Here is a 17,571-nt window from a genome sequence, read left to right on the forward strand (position 1 = left end):
TTTTACGCAAGCGGTCCGGAGCGGCGACGACCGAATCGCGATACTGAGCCTGCAAACCCGGCGAAACCTACACCGCGATCAGGACTGATCGACGTCCAAATCGACGCCGAGGTCGGCGGCGATCCGCTCGAGATCGGCACGAACGTCTGCGAAATCCAGCTGCGGCGGAACGCGAACATCGATGGTCGCCTCGAATAGAAGGCCACCCGCCATCGGCGCCTCCCGCGTATTGGTAGTCATTCGATCGATGCTCAATCCGCGGGTCGACAGAACGGTCGACAACTCGTGGACGATGCCGGGGCGGTCGTTTCCCAGCACGGCGAGCGTGAGGATCGTCGACTCCTGGTCGGTCTCGGCGCGGTCGTGCGCGCCCGTGTGCACGGACACCTCGAGTAGTCCATCGAGCGTGTGAGTGGCCGACAGGAATCCGTCCAACCGTTCGGGGGGAATGCTGACGACGACGATGCCGGCGAACTTTCCCGCGAGTTCCGCCATCTGGCTTTCCTCCCAGTTGCCGCCATATGACGCAATGACATCGGCAAGCGAGGAAACCAGTCCGGCGCGGTCGTCGCCGATGACTGTCAGAACGAGGCGTGGCATGTCGAAGATCGTAACGATGACTATGAGGCAAATCACAAAAATAAGCTCTTGCTCATTAAATAAGCAAGCGCTTATTCTGAACGCATCACATTGGTGGAGGTCGGATGAGTCTCGATGAAAGCGTCGTCAGCGGTTCCAAAGCGGCCGCTCGACTGCGGGCAGCCGCAATCGAGGCGTTCGCGGCGAACGGCTTCGGTGCCACGACAACCCGAGAAATCGCCGCGCGCCTCGAAATGAGTGCAGCCGCAATGTATCCGCACTACAAGTCCAAGGAAGAACTGCTCTTCGCCATTGCGTACGAAGGTCATCAACTGACCCTCGAATGGCTGCAAGCCGCCGACCCCGTCGGGGAGGCGCCTGCGGCCCGATTGCGTGCCGTCGTCGGTGAGTTCGCAAAGAATCAGGCGACCCATCACTCCCGGGCGCGGGTTGTCGAGTACGAACTTGCAGCCCTGACGGACGAACACTTTCGGGCGATCGCGGGACTGCGACGTGACGTCGTCCACCTCGTGAGGCGGATTGTTCAAACCGGTGCTGACGACGGCTCTTTTGCCGTGCCCGACGTCGAAGGGGTCACCCTCGCGATCGTCTCCCTCTGCGTCGATGTCTGTCGCTGGTTTCCAGGTGGTACCTACACCGAACCGGACACCGTCGCAAAGCTGTACCCCGAGTTGGCGATTCGACTCGCCGGCGCACATTCGTAGGCAGTTCCCGATCAACTGCCACCGCAACAAATGAGGAAATCCAATGAAACAATTGTCCGGACTCGACGCCGCCTTCTTGACGCTCGAAACCCATAACTCGACTGGACACGTCGGAGGCGTGTGCATTCTCGATCCGACCGAAGCGCCGCGGGTGCTCGACCTCGCGGCGTTGACGTCGTTGATGGCCGAGCGTGCGCCGCTGATCCCGATCCTGCGGCAACGGTTGAAGTTTGTCCCCCTCGGACTCGATCAGCCGTACTGGATCGACGACGAGTTCTTCGACATCGAGTTCCACGTTCGTGAAATCTGCCTCCCCGCACCAGGTTCCGATGCGCAACTTGCGGAGCAGGTCGCGCGGCTACATTCGCGGCCCCTCGATCGTCGCAGGCCACTGTGGGAGATGTACCTCATCTCAGGGCTCGCAGGCGGCAAGTTGGCCGTCTATACCAAGATGCATCACTCGGCCATCGACGGTGCATCCGGAGCAGAGCTGCTGACCGTTCTGCTCGATCTGACGCCGGAAGGGAAACCACGGACGCCCGCACCCGCATTCACACCCGAGTCGGCGCCGAGCTCGACGAAACTGCTCGCCCGCGCGGCCGGTTCGCTTGCGAAGCGTCCCCTCGGTGCCGTTCGGATCGCCACGATCGTCGGTCGCTCACTCCCCATGGTCGGGAGCTATGTCACGCCTTACGTCGATGCGGCACTCGGCCGCGGCTCGAACGACGGCGACGTCATCTCGACAGCCCCCGGCCTGGCTCCACGCACACCCTTCAACGAGGAGATCACGCTCCACCGGCGGTTCGCATTCCGTAGCGTTTCTCTCGACGACGTCAAGACCGTGAAGAATGCCTTCGGAATGTCGGTCAACGACGTCGTCATGGCGATGTCTGCCGGCGCAGTGCGGAATTGGCTGATCGATCACGACGCGCTGCCCGAATCTCCCTTGGTCGCAATGGTTCCGGTGTCCGTCCGGGACGAGGCCAGCAAATCCAGCCTGGGCAACAAGGTATCTGCGATGTTGGCGTCGCTGCCGACCAATGTCAGTGATCCGGTCGTCCGCCTGACACGCGCGCACACAGCGACTGTCGTTGCGAAGGCGCAGCACGCCACGATCCCGCCCGGGCTCATCGAGAACGTCACCGACTTCGCGCCGCCGGCTTTGGTTGCACGCGCCGCCCGAGTCGCATTTGCCACCGGACTTCTCCACCGCATCCCGCCGTACAACCTGGTGATCTCGAACGTGCCAGGACCCAACGTCGACGTCTTCCTCGGCGGTGCGAAGTTGCTCGCCAACTATCCGGTATCGGTCGTGACGGACGGTCAGGGTTTCAACATCACCGTCAACAGCCTCGGCGGCGAGCTGCACTTCGGACTCATCGGTTGTCGCGAGCTTGTTCCCGACATCGATGTCATCGCGACATACCTTGTCGACGAGCTTGCGTTGCTCGTGAAGCTCGCACAGGACCCCCGATAGTCTCCACTCATGGGCGTGAGTGCAGGTGAGTCGCCGAATCTTCCCGAGTCGGTCGTGATCGAACTGCGCCGCACTACCGCAAATCTGTTGGGGAATGTGTCGTCGTACGCCGATGACATGTTCGACTACATCCTCGAGCGGATTCCGGAGGCCGGTGCCGATGACGATCTCCGCGGCCTGACGCTCGGGTCGTGCTCGTCGAACCTCGAGGCAGCGCTGTCGATGGTCCGGCACGGTATCGACGTCAAAGCGGCGACGGCACCGGTCACCGCCCTCGAACATGCGCGGGCCATGGCGGCCCGCGGCTACGACGTCGACGTGATGCTGCGCTTCTACCGGGTGGGTCACGCCTACTTCAGCGAGCGCATCCTGGCCCGGATCACCGATTTCGTGCCGGATCCGGCTCTGGCCCTTGCGGTTGTGGCGGACCTGCAGCGCTACGCCTTTGCCTACATCGACCGCATCTCCAGCGAGGTTGCCGCAGAGTACGTCGCCGAGCTCGACCGCATGCAGAACCGGGTCCGCGCGGCCAGGACCGATGCGGTCCGCGGGTTGATCGCCGGCGACCGAATCGACCTCGCGCGGGCCGAGCAGACCTTGTCTCACCGGCTCACCGGATGGCAGACCGCGTTCGTCTGCTGGACCGATCGCGATGACGTCGATCTCGCGCGCGTCGGTACCGCGGTCGGAGCTCACTTCGATTCGCTTCATCCGCTGCTCGTCCCGGACGGCGCCCAGGCGCTGTGGGGGTGGGTCTCCACCACGCGGGCTCCCGAGGTGGCGTCGGATGACCTCGCGCCGTTGACCGGTCGGATCCCCGCGATGGTCCAGATCTGCATCGGCACGCCGGCGCGCGGTCCCGGTGGCTTCCGCGACTCACATGCCCAGGCGAAGCGCGGCCGTCGCATTGTCGAGATATCCGGCCGGGCAGCTCCGGTGACGTTCTACGGCGAGCTGGCGCTGGTGGACACGATGAGCGGTGACCTGGACCTTGCCCGTTCCTTCGTCGCGTCCGAGCTCGGTGCCTTGGCGGTTGTGGGGCGCCGCGAGGAAGAGGAACGACGAACGCTGCTGGCAGTGCTCGACGCACAAGGCGGGCTGGCAGCCGCGGCCGAGGAGTTGGGGGTGCACCGCAACACCGTTCTGCAGCGCCTGCGGCGCGCAGAGGAACGTCGAGGACGTCCCAACGCTGATCGCGTTGCCGAGCTGCACGCTGCACTTCGACTGGTCCAGGTACTCGGCACTGTGGTACTCACCTGAGCAATATGTGCTGCGCGCACATCGGAGTGTGCCCGGACCCACTGGTGGTGCCAGCTCGCGGTTCGTAGCTTTGGGAACATGTCAGCGACCACAAAGCAACCCGCGCCCGCCGCCTCGCGTCACGCGCTTCCTGACCCCGGCGAAAGCGTGCCGACGATCTCGTGGCCCATTGTCGGGATCTTCTCCGGTGCCATCGCGGTCTTCGCGTTCTCCACGTGGGCGGCGCTGACCGACAGGCTTCCGGTTCCGGTGACGGTCGTGCTCAGCGCGACCGCTGTCTTCGTGCTGTTCACCGTGTTGCACGACGCCTCGCACTACTCGATCAGCACCCACCGCTGGGTCAACGTCGCCTTCGGTCGCGTGGCAATGTTCTTCGTCTCGCCACTGATCTCGTTCAAGTCGTTCGCGTTCATCCATATCGAGCACCACCGCAACACCAACGACGACGAGAACGACCCCGATCACTTCGTCAGCTCCGCACCCTGGTGGCAGCTGCCCATCCGATTCCCGGCGATGGATGTGCCCTACATCGGTTTCCTGGTACGCAACGTGCGCAGGCGCCCCCGCGCCGAGGTTCTGGAAACGGCGACCTTGATGACGTTTTCTCTGACGGTGATCGTGTGGGCCGCCTTCACCGGAAATCTGTGGACGCTCGCGGTGATCTGCCTGATTCCCGGGCGGGTGGCGATGTTCGTGCTCGCCTGGTGGTTCGACTGGCTGCCGCACCACGACCTGGAAGACACCCAGCAGGAGAATCGCTACCGTGCAACCCGCAACCGCGTCGGCTCCGAATGGGTCCTCACACCACTGCTTCTCTCGCAGAACTATCACCTCGTCCACCACCTGCACCCCTCGATTCCCTTCCACCGCTACGTCGCAACCTGGCGACGCAACGAGGAGGCCTACCTCGAGCGAGATGCTGCGATCGGCACCGTCTTCGGTCAGCAGCTCGACCCGGACGAGTACCGCGAGTGGAAGAGGATCAACGGCAAACTGGCCCGCGTCCTCCCAGTGCGAATGCCGGAGCGATCCTCCGCCCACGCCGCGGTGTTCTATCCGATCCGGGTCGCCAGCGCCGACCGGTTGACCGACGACAGCGTGCTGATCAGCTTCGACGTGCCCGACGACCTGCGCGACGAGTTCTCGTTCGAGGCCGGCCAGCACATCACCGTCCGCACCGACCTCGGCGGCGAGGGCGTCCGACGCAACTACTCCATCTGCTCCTCGGCCACCTCCGACACGCTGTCGATCGCCGTCAAACACATTCCCGGTGGTGCCTTCTCCACCTTCGCGATGGAGCAACTCCGGGCAGGCGACACCCTCGAGCTGATGACACCGACCGGATCGTTCGGTACACCGCTGCACCCACTCGCCACGAAGAACTACGTGGCGATCGCCGCAGGCAGCGGCATCACCCCGGCGCTCTCGATCCTGGCGACGACACTCGCCGTCGAGACCGAAAGTCGATTCACCCTGATCTACGGGAACCGGGACGCCGACAGCACGATGTTCCGCGACGAGCTCGACGACCTCGAAGCGCAGTACGCCGACCGGCTCCGGATCATCCACGTGCGCTCCCGCGATCCGCGACACCCGGCACATCTGCGCGGTCGCGTCGACCGTCCGAGGCTCGAACAATTGCTCGACGTCGAGCTGACCGTGGCTTCGGTCGACGACTGGTTCATGTGTGGACCGTTCGAGATGGTGACCGACCTGCGCGAACTGCTCATCGAGCGCGGCGCCGAACCGGACCGCGTCCACGTGGAACTGTTCCACGGCTACCAGACGCGCAAGGTCGCTGACGACTTCTCCGCAGCGACCGTCGCGGTCACCCTGCGCGGCCGTCAGCACGAATTCGCGCTGGCAGCCGGCGACACCGTCCTCGAATCCGCGCTGAAGGCCCGACTGGACGCGCCGTATGCCTGCCTCGGCGGAGCCTGCGGCACCTGCAAGGCGAAGGTACTGCTGGGGTCGGTCGCAATGGAACAGAACTTCGCTCTATCGCCGGCCGTCGTAGATGACGGTTACGTGCTCACGTGCCAATCGCACCCGACCACACCGACGGTCACCGTCGACTACGACGCCTGAAGCTGTCTTTAGGAAATGTGGGATTGCTCTCGGAATCCGAGAGCAATCACCCACAATCCGCGTGGGCTATTCGGCGGGGGCGTAGATCTGGTTGATCACGCCGGTGCTGAATGTCTCGGCCGAGGCCAGGGTCAGTTCGACGGTGTCGTCGAGCTTGTCGAACCAGCGCGCGCCTTTGCCGACGACGATGGGGTGGACGAACAGTTGTAGCTGGTCGAGCAGGCCGGCGCGCAGGAGCGACTGGACGAGGGTCAGGCTGCCGGTGATGGCGATGTCCTGACCCTCGGTCTTCTTGAGCGCTTCGACGCTGGTCAATGCGTCACCGCTGACGATCTCGGTGTTGTTCCAGCTGGCTTCGGTCAGCGTGTTGGTGACCACGTACTTCTTCTGGTTGTTCATGAAGTCGGCGAACTCGTCGTCGCTGGTTGGCCAGTGCGAGGCGAACTCTTCGTACTGCACGCGGCCGAGCAGCATGGCGTCGGACGTGGCCATGGCCGCCCCGATCGCGGCTCCCATCTCGTCGTTGAAGTAGGGAAAGTGCCAGGTGTCGGGCGCTTCGGCAACGCCGTCGGCGGAAACGAACAGGCTGGAAATGATCTTGCGCATCGGGTTCTCCGTCGTCTGAGTGGGTGTACCGTACTGTACGGTTCTGGGTGAACTGAACAGTACGGTACTCTCTTGAAAGGTGTCAACCGATATTCGAATCCGACCTCAAGGAGGCCTCATGCCACCAACCGAGACTGTCGAGGGCAGCGCCAGCGAGCAGGCGCGGCAGCGGATCATGGAAGCAGCGATGGAGGTGTTCCTGCGCGACGGTTACCTCGGCGCCAAGACCGACGAGATCGCCGCTGTGGCGGGGTCGTCGAAGCAGACGATCTACAAACGATTCGGCAGCAAGGACAGGCTGTTCGAACACATCGTTCTCGATCGCCTGGAGGGCATCGACAGGATCTTCCGTGACGCCATCGGGGAACTCGCTACCACCGACGACGTCGAGACGACGCTACGTGCGGTCGCCCACCGATTCGTCCATTTGCTCACTGGGACAGCGCAATTGCGAGTCCGGCGACTGGTTATCGCCGAGGCAGGGCGCTTTCCACAGCTTGGGCGCGCCTATTTCGAGGCCGGGCCCGAACGCGTCCACGCCATGCTCGCCTCCTGTTTCGCGCAACTGACCGACCGCGGACTGTTGCGGGTCGACGAGCCGGAGCTGGCTGCCAATCACTTCACCTGGCTCATTGTGTCGATTCCGGTCAACAAGGTCATGTTCTGCGGAGAGAGCACCACGTTCAGCGCCGCCGAACTCGACCATTACGCCGACACCGGGGTCGAGGTCTTCCTCGCCGCCTACCGAGCCCCAGGATCCGGGAGCCGGTGACCTGAGTCGAGGAGGACTTCGTCGAGCCATGCGATGACGTCGCTCAGCAATGTTCGAGCCTCGGCTTCTTCCTCGAGGCCGTGGTAGGCACCCTGGTAGGTCACCAACGTGCTGCTCGGCACGAGCTGAACGACCTCGCGACTGGCCGATATCGGGTTGATCAGATCTGCGTCGCCGTGCAGTACGAGCAACGGCACCTGCACGCTCGGAGCCGCTGACCTGACGCGCTCCATCTGGGCGAGGACATCCACGGCGAACCGCGCGGTCGCCCGACCATGCACCAACGGGTCGGCTTTGCGTGCTGCGACGACCTCGCTGCTGCGATTCACTCTTTCGAATCGCAACCCGTTCGGCAGCGACAGTGTCGGATGGGCACGTGCGAGCAGCCTCGCGATCGCGACCTTGAGGCGTTGCTGGCGGAGTTGTGAGTCGAACGCGGGACCGCTCACGACGACGCCGGCCAAGTCAGCGCTGGGGCGGTCGGCTGCGTACAGGAATGCGTACAGACCGCCGAGGCTGTGGCCGTAGAGAAAGACCGGTAGACCGTCGGTGCGGACGCGTTCCTCGCTGATCAACCGATCCAGGTCACCGCACGTTGGTCCGTAGCGGACGTCGCCTCGGTGTCCGAACGACTCCCCGAATCCCTCGTAGTCGACGGCTGTCACTGCGAACCCGGTATGCGTAAGTCGTTCCGCAACAACGGCATAGCGACCGGAGTGCTCCCCGAGACCGTGCAGGACGACGACACTCGCACGCGTTCGATCTGCCGGTACCCACCGACGCCAGGCAATCGCCTCGCGATCGGAACGCAGGAGTATGCCCCTCGGTTCGTGCAAAATGTCCACGTGGATCCCTTCGTAGTGTCGAGCGCCAGTTTCGTGGCGTCAGCACGACGGGGGCTTGTACGAACCTGCTAACTAAGTCACGACCTGCCAACGGATTTGGCCGAAGTCCGAAGGGGGCGCCCCGAAGGCTCGGCGGCAGACTCGGGTCAGGTGAGAGCTGTCGACGAATCCCGCCGCATGGGCGGCCTCGGTCAACGACGCTCCTTCAGCAACAGCAGCCACGGCGCGCTGGAGCCTCGCCCAGCGAACGTACGCCCGGAACGGGAGTCCGAGGTCTCGTGTAAACAGATGGGCTAGACGGCTTTCCGAGATATGAACGTCGGCAGCGACATCTCTCAGGCGAATCGGACCGAGTGCGACGCGTGCAGCCAGCGAAGCAATCGCCGCATCTATCGCGGGATGTCTCTCGGTCGGCTCGGCCTCCAGCGACGTCTGAAGGCCGATCCCGTTCCATAGACGTTTCGAGCTCGTCAGCGTGTTTCCAGCTGAGCACCACGCCGCGACCGAGTCGGGCCGCTCGACAAGCTCGGTCAACTCCCTGCCGAGCGCGGACTCCGGGTCGACATGTGCCACGAGACCTGTTGCGTCTCTTGCCCGGAACGCATGAGCCACGTCCGGTGGGACAATTGCAGCCCGAGTGCGCTGCTCCCGGCCCGCGCCATCCTCGATCACGAAGCTGCCGGCGTCGGCAACTGCGACCTGAACCGAGTGGTGCGCATGGCGCGGCAACGAGCCCATCGGTCCATGGAGTTCGAGGACGCCTGGCCGAAGTACTCCCGTCCCGGCCCACCGCACGCTCATGACAGCAACGCTATTGGGTTGCCGCGCCGAGTGATAAAGATGCCCGAGGATTACCCACACTAACCGACCGTTGGTCGGTTAGTGTGATAGGCACACACCACGACGGGGGTCGACCATGTACAAGCCATGGCGTCGCGAACCAAGCGCGACGCGCGCTGCGGCAGGTCTGCAGACGATAATCGCGCTCTCGGTGTTCACGCTGGCTGTCGGGTGTACCTCGTCGCCGTCGGTAAGCCCAATCGAAGGAGCAGCTATGGAACGAGCGCCCGAACGCTTCACGATAGTTCCCGACGACTACCACGTGCCCTACGCCGGAACCGCCGAGGATGGCCGCAAGTTCTTCATCAGCGAGGAGCTGTTCTCCGAAAAGTCGGCCTACGTCGGAGTCTTTCTCTGGAAGGCGGACGGCACCTTCGACGAGGTTCGTGTCGACGAGATCGGTCGGCCGGCGGGCCTACCTCCCGGGCAGGCCGGTCCCGCGGGTGCAGAGGATCTTGTCGAAGCCAGATTGGCCGAGCTGGGAAACTACGTCCTCGAGCCCATCGAGGTGGTCCCGTTCACACAGGACGTCGATGGCATCACGTTCGGTTGGAAGGTCGGCCAGTATGACGACGGCACGTACTTCATCAACATCGAGCCGGGAAACTTCATTTGCTATTACGAACCGTGGGACGGCCTCGACTACGACACGTAACGGCGGTCCGGTCTGTCGTATAGCGCGCCTAAATCCGTTGCGTCGGTGGTGATCCGCGCGGCGAATCGGTCGCCGCACACACGACGGTCGTGGCGGTAACCACCGGGCCGATCGTTGTGTGACCTACCGATCCGTCAGTCCGATGGCCGCTCGAAGCGGGACCATGGACGGCCGACGGCATCCCTCGTCGCGCAATATCCCGATGGCAGGTCGAGGACGTCGATCAACGTGGGGTCGTTGTCCACAGCGTGAAACAGATGACTGATCGACCCTTCGGACCCAGCCTCAGTTGTCCCGATGAGCTGCCAAATTCCGTCATCGTCGTTACATACCAACAGAATTGGCTCTGAGAGGTCGTACACCTCCGGAGTTTGAATCGCGTTCGTGCCGAGTACCCAATGCTTCATCCACCAGGCGCGTCGATCACGCTCCATGACGGTGTCGACAACCCACCAGACAAACTCGATGCATTCATGCGCTCGGGCCTCCGCTGCGGTCAGGTCCGGGCCGCCTTGCGGGACACGTTCGAACGGCTCGTCGACCAGTCCATATGCGAACGACCCCTCTGTTGGAAACATCATGGCGTGAAAGCTGCCGCCGCCCGGATTTCCCACCCCTAGACCGATCGTCAACCGCGCGACCCGCTTCTCTTCACCGGTCGTCCACCCGAATGCGTACGACGCCAATTCCCCTCGCGGGCTGACGAATTCGCCGTGCGCTCGTCGGTCGATACCTGACGCTGATGGCGTGGGCCCTTCAATGAAGCGTCCCTCGCTGATCTTCATGCACGCAGACTACCGATCCGCCAAGTGCGCCTGCTCATCTTGACGGCCCAAACGGTCTTCGATAACGTTGGTTACTGAATAATCATCATTATCAAAATAATGCGGGCAGGAAGGCACAGTCGTGATCTCAGCCCCAGTCCCCGTCTCCCGTCGGACACCCCGCGCCGAGGTTCGCGAGCGGCTATTGCGCGCGGCCTCCACGGTTTTCGCCGAGCGAGGCTTCGCCGGAGCCACCATGCAACAGGTCGCGGCCACCGCCGGGTTCACAACCGGTGCGCTCTACTCCAACTTCGCAAGCAAGGACGACCTGTTCTTCGAGCTCTTCGACCGGGAGGTGACAGGCCGCATCGCTGCGGTACGAGCAATCCTCGGCCGGGCCGACATCACCGTCATCAACGAGGCGACCGCACTCGCAGCCGGCGAGCAACTGACCGTCGCGATGCGACAGAACCGTGAATGGCAGTTGCTGTTCACCGAGTTCTGGCTTCGTGCCGCCCGCGACGACCTGCTCCGCGAGCGCTGGGTCGAGAAACGGCGCGACTACCACCAGCAACTGACCGAGTTGGCGGACGAAGCGCTCGCCGGCTGGGGCGCGGGCGCAAGCGCAGCCGTCTCGTCGCGCACTCTCATGTTCACCATGCTGGCGCTGAACAACGGCCTCGCCATCGAAGAGATCACCGATCCGGGAAGTGTTCCAGCCGACACGATCGGGATCGTCCTCACCCGACTGCTGGGTCTCGAGGCCAAGACCACTGGGTGACGAATCCGCCACGCTGTCACCATGCGTCACATCATGAACACAGCCGGACGAGGAGAAAGCTTGATCACAAAGAACGCATCGTCACCCGGACGGTCGCTTGGCGGTCGCCTGACCGGTCGCACCAGCGCCGAGCCTGCGACAGGCGGCGCGGGAACCGTCATGTCCGTCGGCGGCGTCGACCTGCACGTCCGAGCGGACGGCCCGGTCGACGGACCCACACTGCTGATGCTGCACGGCTTCGGTGCCTCGACGGCATGGTTCGACCAGGTCGTTGCCCGCCTGCCGGAATTCCGGATCATCCGGGTCGATTTGCTCGGGCACGGCGGTTCCGAACGACCTACTTCCGGCTACGATCCCGAGAGCCAAGGTCGGCTCTATTCGCGTCTGCTCTCCGAGCTGGACCTGACCGATGTCACGGTTGTCGGCCACTCGATGGGCAGCCTCTTCGGAGTGGCCACGGCCGAGCACAGCACCCGCATTACTCGGCTCGTGCTGATCGGCGAAGGGCCCGACACGAGCACCGGAACGCTGCCTGCAGGCGAGTGGATCATTCACATCCCGTGGATCGGCCCGATCCTGCAGCACCATGGTCCTGCGTTCGTCACCAGCCGAGTGGTTCGGCGGGCATTCGCGCCGGGCTTCGACATGACCACAGCATTTGCCAACCCCGGTCAGGGCCTCGACGACGCCCGCAGTCTGAACCATCCCGCCTTCACCCAATCCATGAAGCAGCGGCAGGCGTGGACCAGACAGCGTGGTCTGGACGCGCGTTTGGCCAATCTCGGTTTGCCGGCGCTCGTCATCTTCGGCCGAGAGGACCGCTTCTACAACGTGGATGCGGCACTGGCGCGCTACCGGGCAGTGCAAACGATCACGACCACGGCCCTCGAGCACGTGGGGCACACACCGATTATCGAGGCGCCCGACCGCGTCGCTGATCTGCTCCGTGAGTTTCTCGACCGAGGAGACACTGCCGGGAACGAGTGATGTCGACGAAACGTGACCGGGTCGAGCCGGCGGGTCCGAAGCCCGAGGACCTGGACGATCTCATCCGTCAGGTCGCGGCCAGTCGAGGCATCGAGGTCATTGCACGGGCCGGACTTGCTACCAGGCTTGCAGCTCAGCAGGACTAGTTCGTTGCCCGCTCGACGACGAGGTCGGCAGTCTGCACGACCAGATCGGGTTGCGAGAACTGGATGTAGTGGTCGCTGCCGGTGGCGAAGATTTGGGGAGTGCGGGGAGCCAGGGCGACGAAGGTGTCTTGAGCCTTCTGGTAGCTCTGGTTGAGCGTCTCTGTCGTCAGTCCGGGAGGCAGCGTCGCTACCGCGAACGGCTCGGTCTTGGTCATGACCGCCACCGGCATGGTGGGTAGCGCGGGAGCGGCCTTCACTTGCGCGATGCTCGCGTCGATGTCCACGCGCTCGGAGTTCGGACTCTTCATCGATGGCATCGGCATTTGCTCGATCGGTGGGTTCAAGAGCTGGTCGCGATAGATCGCCCAGGCCGTCGCACCGATCGTCTCCGGCAGCGTCGGGCTGAGCGAATCGACGAAAACAATGCCGCGAACCTGGTCGGGATAGGTCTTGCCGTACAGCAGGCTGATGAGCCCACCGAGTGAATGGCCGACCAGAACGTACGGACCAGGGACCTCAGCCGCAGCAAGCGCCGCGTGTAGTTCGGCGACTATGTCGGCCGCGGTGCGAGGCTGGGGAACCGCTGTGCTGCGGTCGGTCAGCGGCCCGTCACCTTCGTAGCGAATGGTGCCTTCCACGAAATAGTCGAGCAGCTGATCGGCCAGCCGCAACCAGTGCGCCGCGTGAGTCACCGCTGCAGTCAATTGATCCAGGGTGCTAGCGGGGTGGGCCCGCTCGATCGCGGCGATCACGTCGCGCAGTGGCGCCTGTCGATCCATGCCGTCAACGATAGGTTGACGATCGTGCCATCGTCAACTATTAGTTGACGGCATGGCGGTAGTTCAAAGATGGCTTTCGCCGACAACGGATCGATCCAGGAGTCACACATGGAAGCTCGCGAGAACGCCGCGCTTCAGCACGCGAAGACATCGGGCAGGCGGGCGACGGTCGTCGGCGCCGGCATCGCAGGCTTGGCCGCCGCGTTGCGGCTGCATCAGCAAGGCTGGGACGTCGTCGTCGTCGAACGCGCGCCGACTCGCCGCAGTGGCGGTTACCTGGTGAACCTGCACGGACCCGGGTATGCCGCCGCCGAGCGACTCGGGTTGATACCGGCACTGACCCCGCGCGATATCGGGTTCTTTACATCGGTCCTTGTCCACGCGGACGGACGGGAGAAGTTCAGGATTCCGGCCGCTGTCACCGAGGCTGCTGTCGGGAACCGGGCACTGAGCCTGTTCCGCGGCGACTTGGAGTCGGCGCTGTACGGCGCGGTTGCCGACCTCGTCGACATCCGTTTCGGCACCACGGTGCAGGCCGTCGCCCCGACCTCCGGGGAAGTCGCGGTCACCCTCAGTGATGGCGACCGCCTGCAAACCGAACTCCTCGTCGGCGCCGACGGCGTGCACTCCCGAGTCCGCGAGCTCGTATTCGGTGCCGAGCCCGAATACTTCGTGGACCAGGGCCACATGGTCGGCGCGTTTCCGCTGGAAACAGTTCTCGAGCACTTACCAAAGGGTGTCGGCACCACCTTTATCGGACCCGGACGCACGGCCGCGGTGATGAACCTGGGACCTGAACGGTCCTCGGCGTTCTTCACCTACCGCTGCCCCGACCCTGGCACCGAACTGGCACTCGGCGCCGCACCCGCTCTCACCCGAGCCTTCGGGGATCTCGGAGGCGGTGTCGCCGACGCCCTCCACCAACTCGCGGCCGATCCCGACTCCGCCTACTTCGACTCGGTCGGCCAAATCGTGATGGATCGCTGGAGTCACGACCGAGTCGTCCTACTCGGGGACGCAGCATGGTGCGTAACGGTATTCGCCGGCTACGGTGCCGCCTTGGCCCTCGACGGCGCCGACCGGCTCGGCGCCGCGCTCGCGGCGAACGGCGACGACATTCCCACCGCACTCGACGCCTGGGAGACGTCGTTGCGCCCGGAAGTACACAAACGACAGGCATTGGCCCGGAAAGGAATCAGCCGATTCGCGCCGCCATCACGCACACATGTGTGGGCTGGCGAACTGATGCTCCGCGCCATCCAGCTTCCCGGCATCCGCGGCCTGGTCCGACGCGCCATCCAGCGCGCCAACAACTAGTCGGGTGCCACGTTCGGCGACTGAACACCGCGAGTTCGGCGCACAGCAAAGGCTCTGCCCCAAATGTGTCACTGAATACGACGGAATCGAATACGCACGGATACCCATAGTCTCCGCGACTTGCGTGTCGTCAACTGCGACAGCGTATTTCGAGGCGAGTCTAGTTTGAACCGCTTGCGGGGAACGATTACAAGGGATCAGGAGTTGGGACCGCGTGTGTTAATGCTTCCGCGAATCGGGGGGGGCGAGACCGAGGCTGGTCCTCTTCGCTAGGTCGGTCGCTGCGGTCGCATTCAGCACCAGATGCATGTGCCCTGGTCCTGTGACGGTCGCAGGCAAGATGCAGAACGGACCGTCGCCAGTCTGAGACGTCAGGAATACCTGACGGAGTTCCCTTGCGGCCCAAGGACGCACTCGTGTCCGCGATCTTTCTGAGAACGCGACCTGCGGTTTTGCTTCCGGACCGCAAGATGCGTAACGATTTATTTGAGAAACCGCGAAGCTATTCGAGAACCTGCGACCTACACAACAACCCATTACCCCCGCGCCATGTCGACGAAGCGGCTCAGATGTAGTTGGTGCGCAACGGTAATGGTGGCTGTCGGACCGTTTCGGTGCTTGCCGAGGATGAGGTCGGCTTCACCGCCGCGTGGGTCGTCGCGTTCGAAGGCGTCGGGGCGGTGCAGCAGGATCACCATGTCGGCGTCCTGCTCGAGTGATCCGGATTCACGAAGGTCGGACACCATGGGGCGCTTGTCCGTTCGCTGTTCGGGGCCACGGTTCAGCTGACTGATCGCGACGACGGGAACTTCGAGTTCCTTCGCCATCAGCTTGAGGCTTCGCGAGAATTCGGAGACTTCCTGCTGACGTGATTCGACCTTCTTGCCGGAGGTCATCAGCTGAAGGTAGTCCACCACAATAAGATTCAGGTCGTGCTTTTGTTTGAGTCGCCGCGCCTTCGCCCGGATTTCCATCATGGTGAGGTTGGGCGAATCGTCGACGAACAGTGGTGCTTCGCTGATTTCGCTCATACGGCGGGCGAGGCGCGTCCAGTCGTCGTCGCTCATTCGGCCCGAGCGCATGTCGCCGAGCTTGATCTTCGCCTCGGCGGACAGCAGACGCATGACGATTTCGGTGCGGCTCATCTCCAAGGAGAAGATGACGCTGGTGCGGCCGTGCTTCACGGAGCAGGACCGCATGAAATCCAGTCCGAGAGTTGAGTTGTGGGTCGGCACCATGGATCGGCCTGCGAGGTACATGTGGTCTTCGTTGTCGACCTCGACGCAGCGGACCGGAACGCTATCGATGCGGCGGACCGCGATGATGTACCGCGACGCGACCTCGGCGACCGGATTGCTTGCGCAGCGTTCCTTGTGCAGCAACGCCTTTCGGTGCAGCGTGAAAAGATCTTCGTCGGTTGCGAGGGTGAGGGTGTAACCAGCCTCGGAGGTCGCGGTGCTGCAGCTGTAGCCGAGGCTGACGACAAGCTCTGCGATGGTACGAACGAGAATTGAACTGGTGCAGGAGAATTCGACCGAACCGTCGTCCGTCACCACACCTTCGGCATCGAGCAGTCCGGCGAGCAGTTCACGACGTTGTGCCTGCGATCCGCGTAGGTACTCGATCGGAATGTGCTTGTCACCGAATACTCCGACGGCGCGCAGTAGACCGGCCGAGTGGTGGCCTTCTGCTTCTACGCGGGCGATGATCGCATGTTCCGCAACGATATTCGCGGTTTCGGCATCGCCACCGGCAAGCCAGACGCCGAGTGTGTACGGACCCACCAGCAGGTCGCGCGAACGCAGCTGCAGTGGCTCGGTGTTGGCAACCGAGTGGTCGTCGTGCAGGGTAACCGCGATTTCGCCGGTAGTGCGGACCGCATCGTTGGCGAGGGTGGCGGTGAGCCACTGGTGCTCCTCGTCGGCGATGAGCACGGTGCCGTCGGAGAATTCGACCTCGAAGCATGGACGGTCGACCATGATCTCGGTTGCGGCGACGACCTTGGTTGCGCGGCCGCGTCCGTCGAGCAGTTCGTCGCCGACAGTGACGGCGCCCATCGTGGTCCAACCGCTCGGCGTCGGGAGGGGAGTGTCGAGTGCAAGTGCCTTACCGACACCGGGTCGGGCGGCGACGATGATCATCTGGCCGGGGTGCAGACCGTTGGTGACCTCGTCCAGCTCGGCGAATCCCGTTGGGACACCGAGAGAGATGCCGCCACGGCTGGCGATGGAGTCGATCTCGTCCATCGTCGGCTGGAGCAGTTCTTCGAGGGCGACGAAATCTTCGGCGGTGCGGCGTTCGGTGACCTCGTAGATCTCGGCCTGTGCGCGATCGACCACCTCGGCCACGTCCTGGCCGTCAGCGCCCGCGTAGCCGTACTGGACGATGCGGGTGCCCGCCTGGACCAGCCGACGCAAAATGGCCTTCTCAGCAACGATCTCGGCGTAGAAGCCGGCATTCGCCGCCGTCGGCACGGTCTGCGTCAACGTGATGAGGTACGGCGCGCCCCCGATACGGCGCAGCTCGCCCTTGCGATCGAGTTCCGCGGACACTGTCACCGGGTCGGCAGGTTCGCCACGCGAGTACAGATCGAGGATGGCGTCGTACACACACTGGTGGGCCGGGCGGTAGAAGTCTTCGGGCTTGAGTCGCTCGAGAACGTCGGCGATCGCGTCCTTGCTCAGGAGCATTCCGCCGAGAACGGATTGTTCCGCAGCCATGTCCTGCGGTGGCTGCCGACCGAAATCTTCACCGGTTGGCGGCTGCTCCGAGGGGCCTTGGTAATCCGTCCTACCACGATCGTCCACAACCGCCATGCGATCGCCTGCCCCTCTCGTCAAGACACGTTGGTGCCGCTGTTAGCTCGGCAGCTTTGCTCGAACGTCCGTTCTACCCCGACGTACCGACAACCCGGCCCTGGCAACTGTGACAAGGGGGCTTTCGTCGGACG

17 protein-coding genes are annotated in these 17,571 nt (G+C 63.7%); 10 read left to right on the top strand and 7 right to left on the bottom strand.

From position 1 onward, the window contains the following. Positions 1-78 precede the first annotated feature (78 nt). Positions 79-600: a glycine cleavage system transcriptional repressor gene (locus JGU71_RS09695; protein ID WP_199703871.1), complete on the bottom strand. Its 522-nt coding sequence runs from the start codon at positions 598-600 to the stop codon at positions 79-81. 104 nt (positions 601-704) lie between these two features. Between JGU71_RS09695 and JGU71_RS09700 the strand changes: the two genes are divergently transcribed. The 4 genes from JGU71_RS09700 (at position 705) to JGU71_RS09715 (ending at position 6,129) form a co-directional block, all read left to right on the top strand. Next, positions 705-1,304, top strand: coding sequence for a TetR/AcrR family transcriptional regulator (locus JGU71_RS09700; RefSeq protein WP_199703872.1), 600 nt, complete (start codon positions 705-707; stop codon positions 1,302-1,304). 43 nt (positions 1,305-1,347) lie between these two features. Beyond that, positions 1,348-2,781: a WS/DGAT/MGAT family O-acyltransferase gene (locus JGU71_RS09705; protein WP_199703873.1), complete on the top strand. Its 1,434-nt coding sequence runs from the start codon at positions 1,348-1,350 to the stop codon at positions 2,779-2,781. 9 nt (positions 2,782-2,790) lie between these two features. Next, positions 2,791-4,041 carry a PucR family transcriptional regulator gene (locus JGU71_RS09710; RefSeq protein ID WP_199703874.1) on the top strand — a complete coding sequence of 417 codons (1,251 nt, stop codon included), beginning with the start codon at positions 2,791-2,793 and terminating at the stop codon, positions 4,039-4,041. A 78-nt stretch (positions 4,042-4,119) separates the two neighbouring features. Beyond that, positions 4,120-6,129 carry a fatty acid desaturase gene (locus JGU71_RS09715; protein WP_199703875.1) on the top strand — a complete coding sequence of 670 codons (2,010 nt, stop codon included), beginning with the start codon at positions 4,120-4,122 and terminating at the stop codon, positions 6,127-6,129. Between the two features lie 66 nt (positions 6,130-6,195). Here JGU71_RS09715 and JGU71_RS09720 read toward each other — a convergent pair whose 3' ends face one another. Continuing rightward, on the bottom strand, positions 6,196-6,735 hold the full coding sequence (locus tag JGU71_RS09720) for a dihydrofolate reductase family protein (protein WP_199703876.1): 540 nt from the start codon (positions 6,733-6,735) through the stop codon (positions 6,196-6,198). A gap of 118 nt (positions 6,736-6,853) precedes the next feature. Here JGU71_RS09720 and JGU71_RS09725 point away from each other — a divergent pair, with 118 nt between their 5' ends. Next, the gene (locus JGU71_RS09725) at positions 6,854-7,507 is read left to right on the top strand and encodes a TetR/AcrR family transcriptional regulator (protein WP_199703877.1); all 654 of its coding nucleotides are present in this window, start codon (positions 6,854-6,856) and stop codon (positions 7,505-7,507) included. Here the strand turns inward: JGU71_RS09725 and JGU71_RS09730 are convergent. Next, positions 7,477-8,352 (bottom strand): alpha/beta hydrolase, encoded by an 876-nt coding sequence (locus JGU71_RS09730; protein ID WP_199703878.1) that lies wholly within the window; start codon positions 8,350-8,352, stop codon positions 7,477-7,479. The genes JGU71_RS09725 and JGU71_RS09730 overlap by 31 nt on opposite strands. A gap of 72 nt (positions 8,353-8,424) precedes the next feature. Then, entirely contained in the window at positions 8,425-9,153 is a 729-nt protein-coding gene (locus tag JGU71_RS09735; protein WP_199703879.1) for a helix-turn-helix transcriptional regulator, read from the bottom strand. A 253-nt stretch (positions 9,154-9,406) separates the two neighbouring features. Here JGU71_RS09735 and JGU71_RS09740 point away from each other — a divergent pair, with 253 nt between their 5' ends. Beyond that, positions 9,407-9,847: a hypothetical protein gene (locus JGU71_RS09740; protein WP_199703880.1), complete on the top strand. Its 441-nt coding sequence runs from the start codon at positions 9,407-9,409 to the stop codon at positions 9,845-9,847. Between the two features lie 134 nt (positions 9,848-9,981). Here JGU71_RS09740 and JGU71_RS09745 read toward each other — a convergent pair whose 3' ends face one another. Continuing rightward, positions 9,982-10,632 carry a hypothetical protein gene (locus tag JGU71_RS09745; protein ID WP_199703881.1) on the bottom strand — a complete coding sequence of 217 codons (651 nt, stop codon included), beginning with the start codon at positions 10,630-10,632 and terminating at the stop codon, positions 9,982-9,984. A 121-nt stretch (positions 10,633-10,753) separates the two neighbouring features. Here JGU71_RS09745 and JGU71_RS09750 point away from each other — a divergent pair, with 121 nt between their 5' ends. From JGU71_RS09750 to JGU71_RS09760, 3 genes are read left to right on the top strand one after another with little or no spacing between them, the layout of a single operon-like run. Continuing rightward, positions 10,754-11,392 carry a TetR/AcrR family transcriptional regulator gene (locus tag JGU71_RS09750; RefSeq protein ID WP_199703882.1) on the top strand — a complete coding sequence of 213 codons (639 nt, stop codon included), beginning with the start codon at positions 10,754-10,756 and terminating at the stop codon, positions 11,390-11,392. A gap of 60 nt (positions 11,393-11,452) precedes the next feature. After that, a complete protein-coding gene (locus JGU71_RS09755; protein ID WP_233529002.1) occupies positions 11,453-12,379 on the top strand; it encodes an alpha/beta fold hydrolase in 927 nt (308 codons plus the stop codon). Beyond that, positions 12,379-12,525 carry a hypothetical protein gene (locus tag JGU71_RS09760; RefSeq protein ID WP_199703883.1) on the top strand — a complete coding sequence of 49 codons (147 nt, stop codon included), beginning with the start codon at positions 12,379-12,381 and terminating at the stop codon, positions 12,523-12,525. Before JGU71_RS09755 ends, JGU71_RS09760 begins: the two co-directional genes overlap by 1 nt. Here the strand turns inward: JGU71_RS09760 and JGU71_RS09765 are convergent. After that, positions 12,522-13,304 (bottom strand): alpha/beta fold hydrolase, encoded by a 783-nt coding sequence (locus JGU71_RS09765; protein ID WP_199703884.1) that lies wholly within the window; start codon positions 13,302-13,304, stop codon positions 12,522-12,524. The two genes, JGU71_RS09760 and JGU71_RS09765, sit on opposite strands and share 4 nt — an antisense overlap. Before the next feature lie 108 nt (positions 13,305-13,412). Here JGU71_RS09765 and JGU71_RS09770 point away from each other — a divergent pair, with 108 nt between their 5' ends. Then, positions 13,413-14,621, top strand: a complete 1,209-nt coding sequence (locus JGU71_RS09770) for an FAD-dependent oxidoreductase (RefSeq protein ID WP_199703885.1) — start codon at positions 13,413-13,415, stop codon at positions 14,619-14,621. Positions 14,622-15,157: 536 nt separating this feature from the next. Here JGU71_RS09770 and dnaB read toward each other — a convergent pair. After that, positions 15,158-17,437: a replicative DNA helicase gene (dnaB, locus tag JGU71_RS09775; protein WP_199703886.1), complete on the bottom strand. Its 2,280-nt coding sequence runs from the start codon at positions 17,435-17,437 to the stop codon at positions 15,158-15,160. Positions 17,438-17,571 lie beyond the last annotated feature (134 nt).

Source organism: Antrihabitans stalagmiti (assembly GCF_016482825.1).
Taxonomy (GTDB): domain Bacteria; phylum Actinomycetota; class Actinomycetes; order Mycobacteriales; family Mycobacteriaceae; genus Antrihabitans; species Antrihabitans stalagmiti.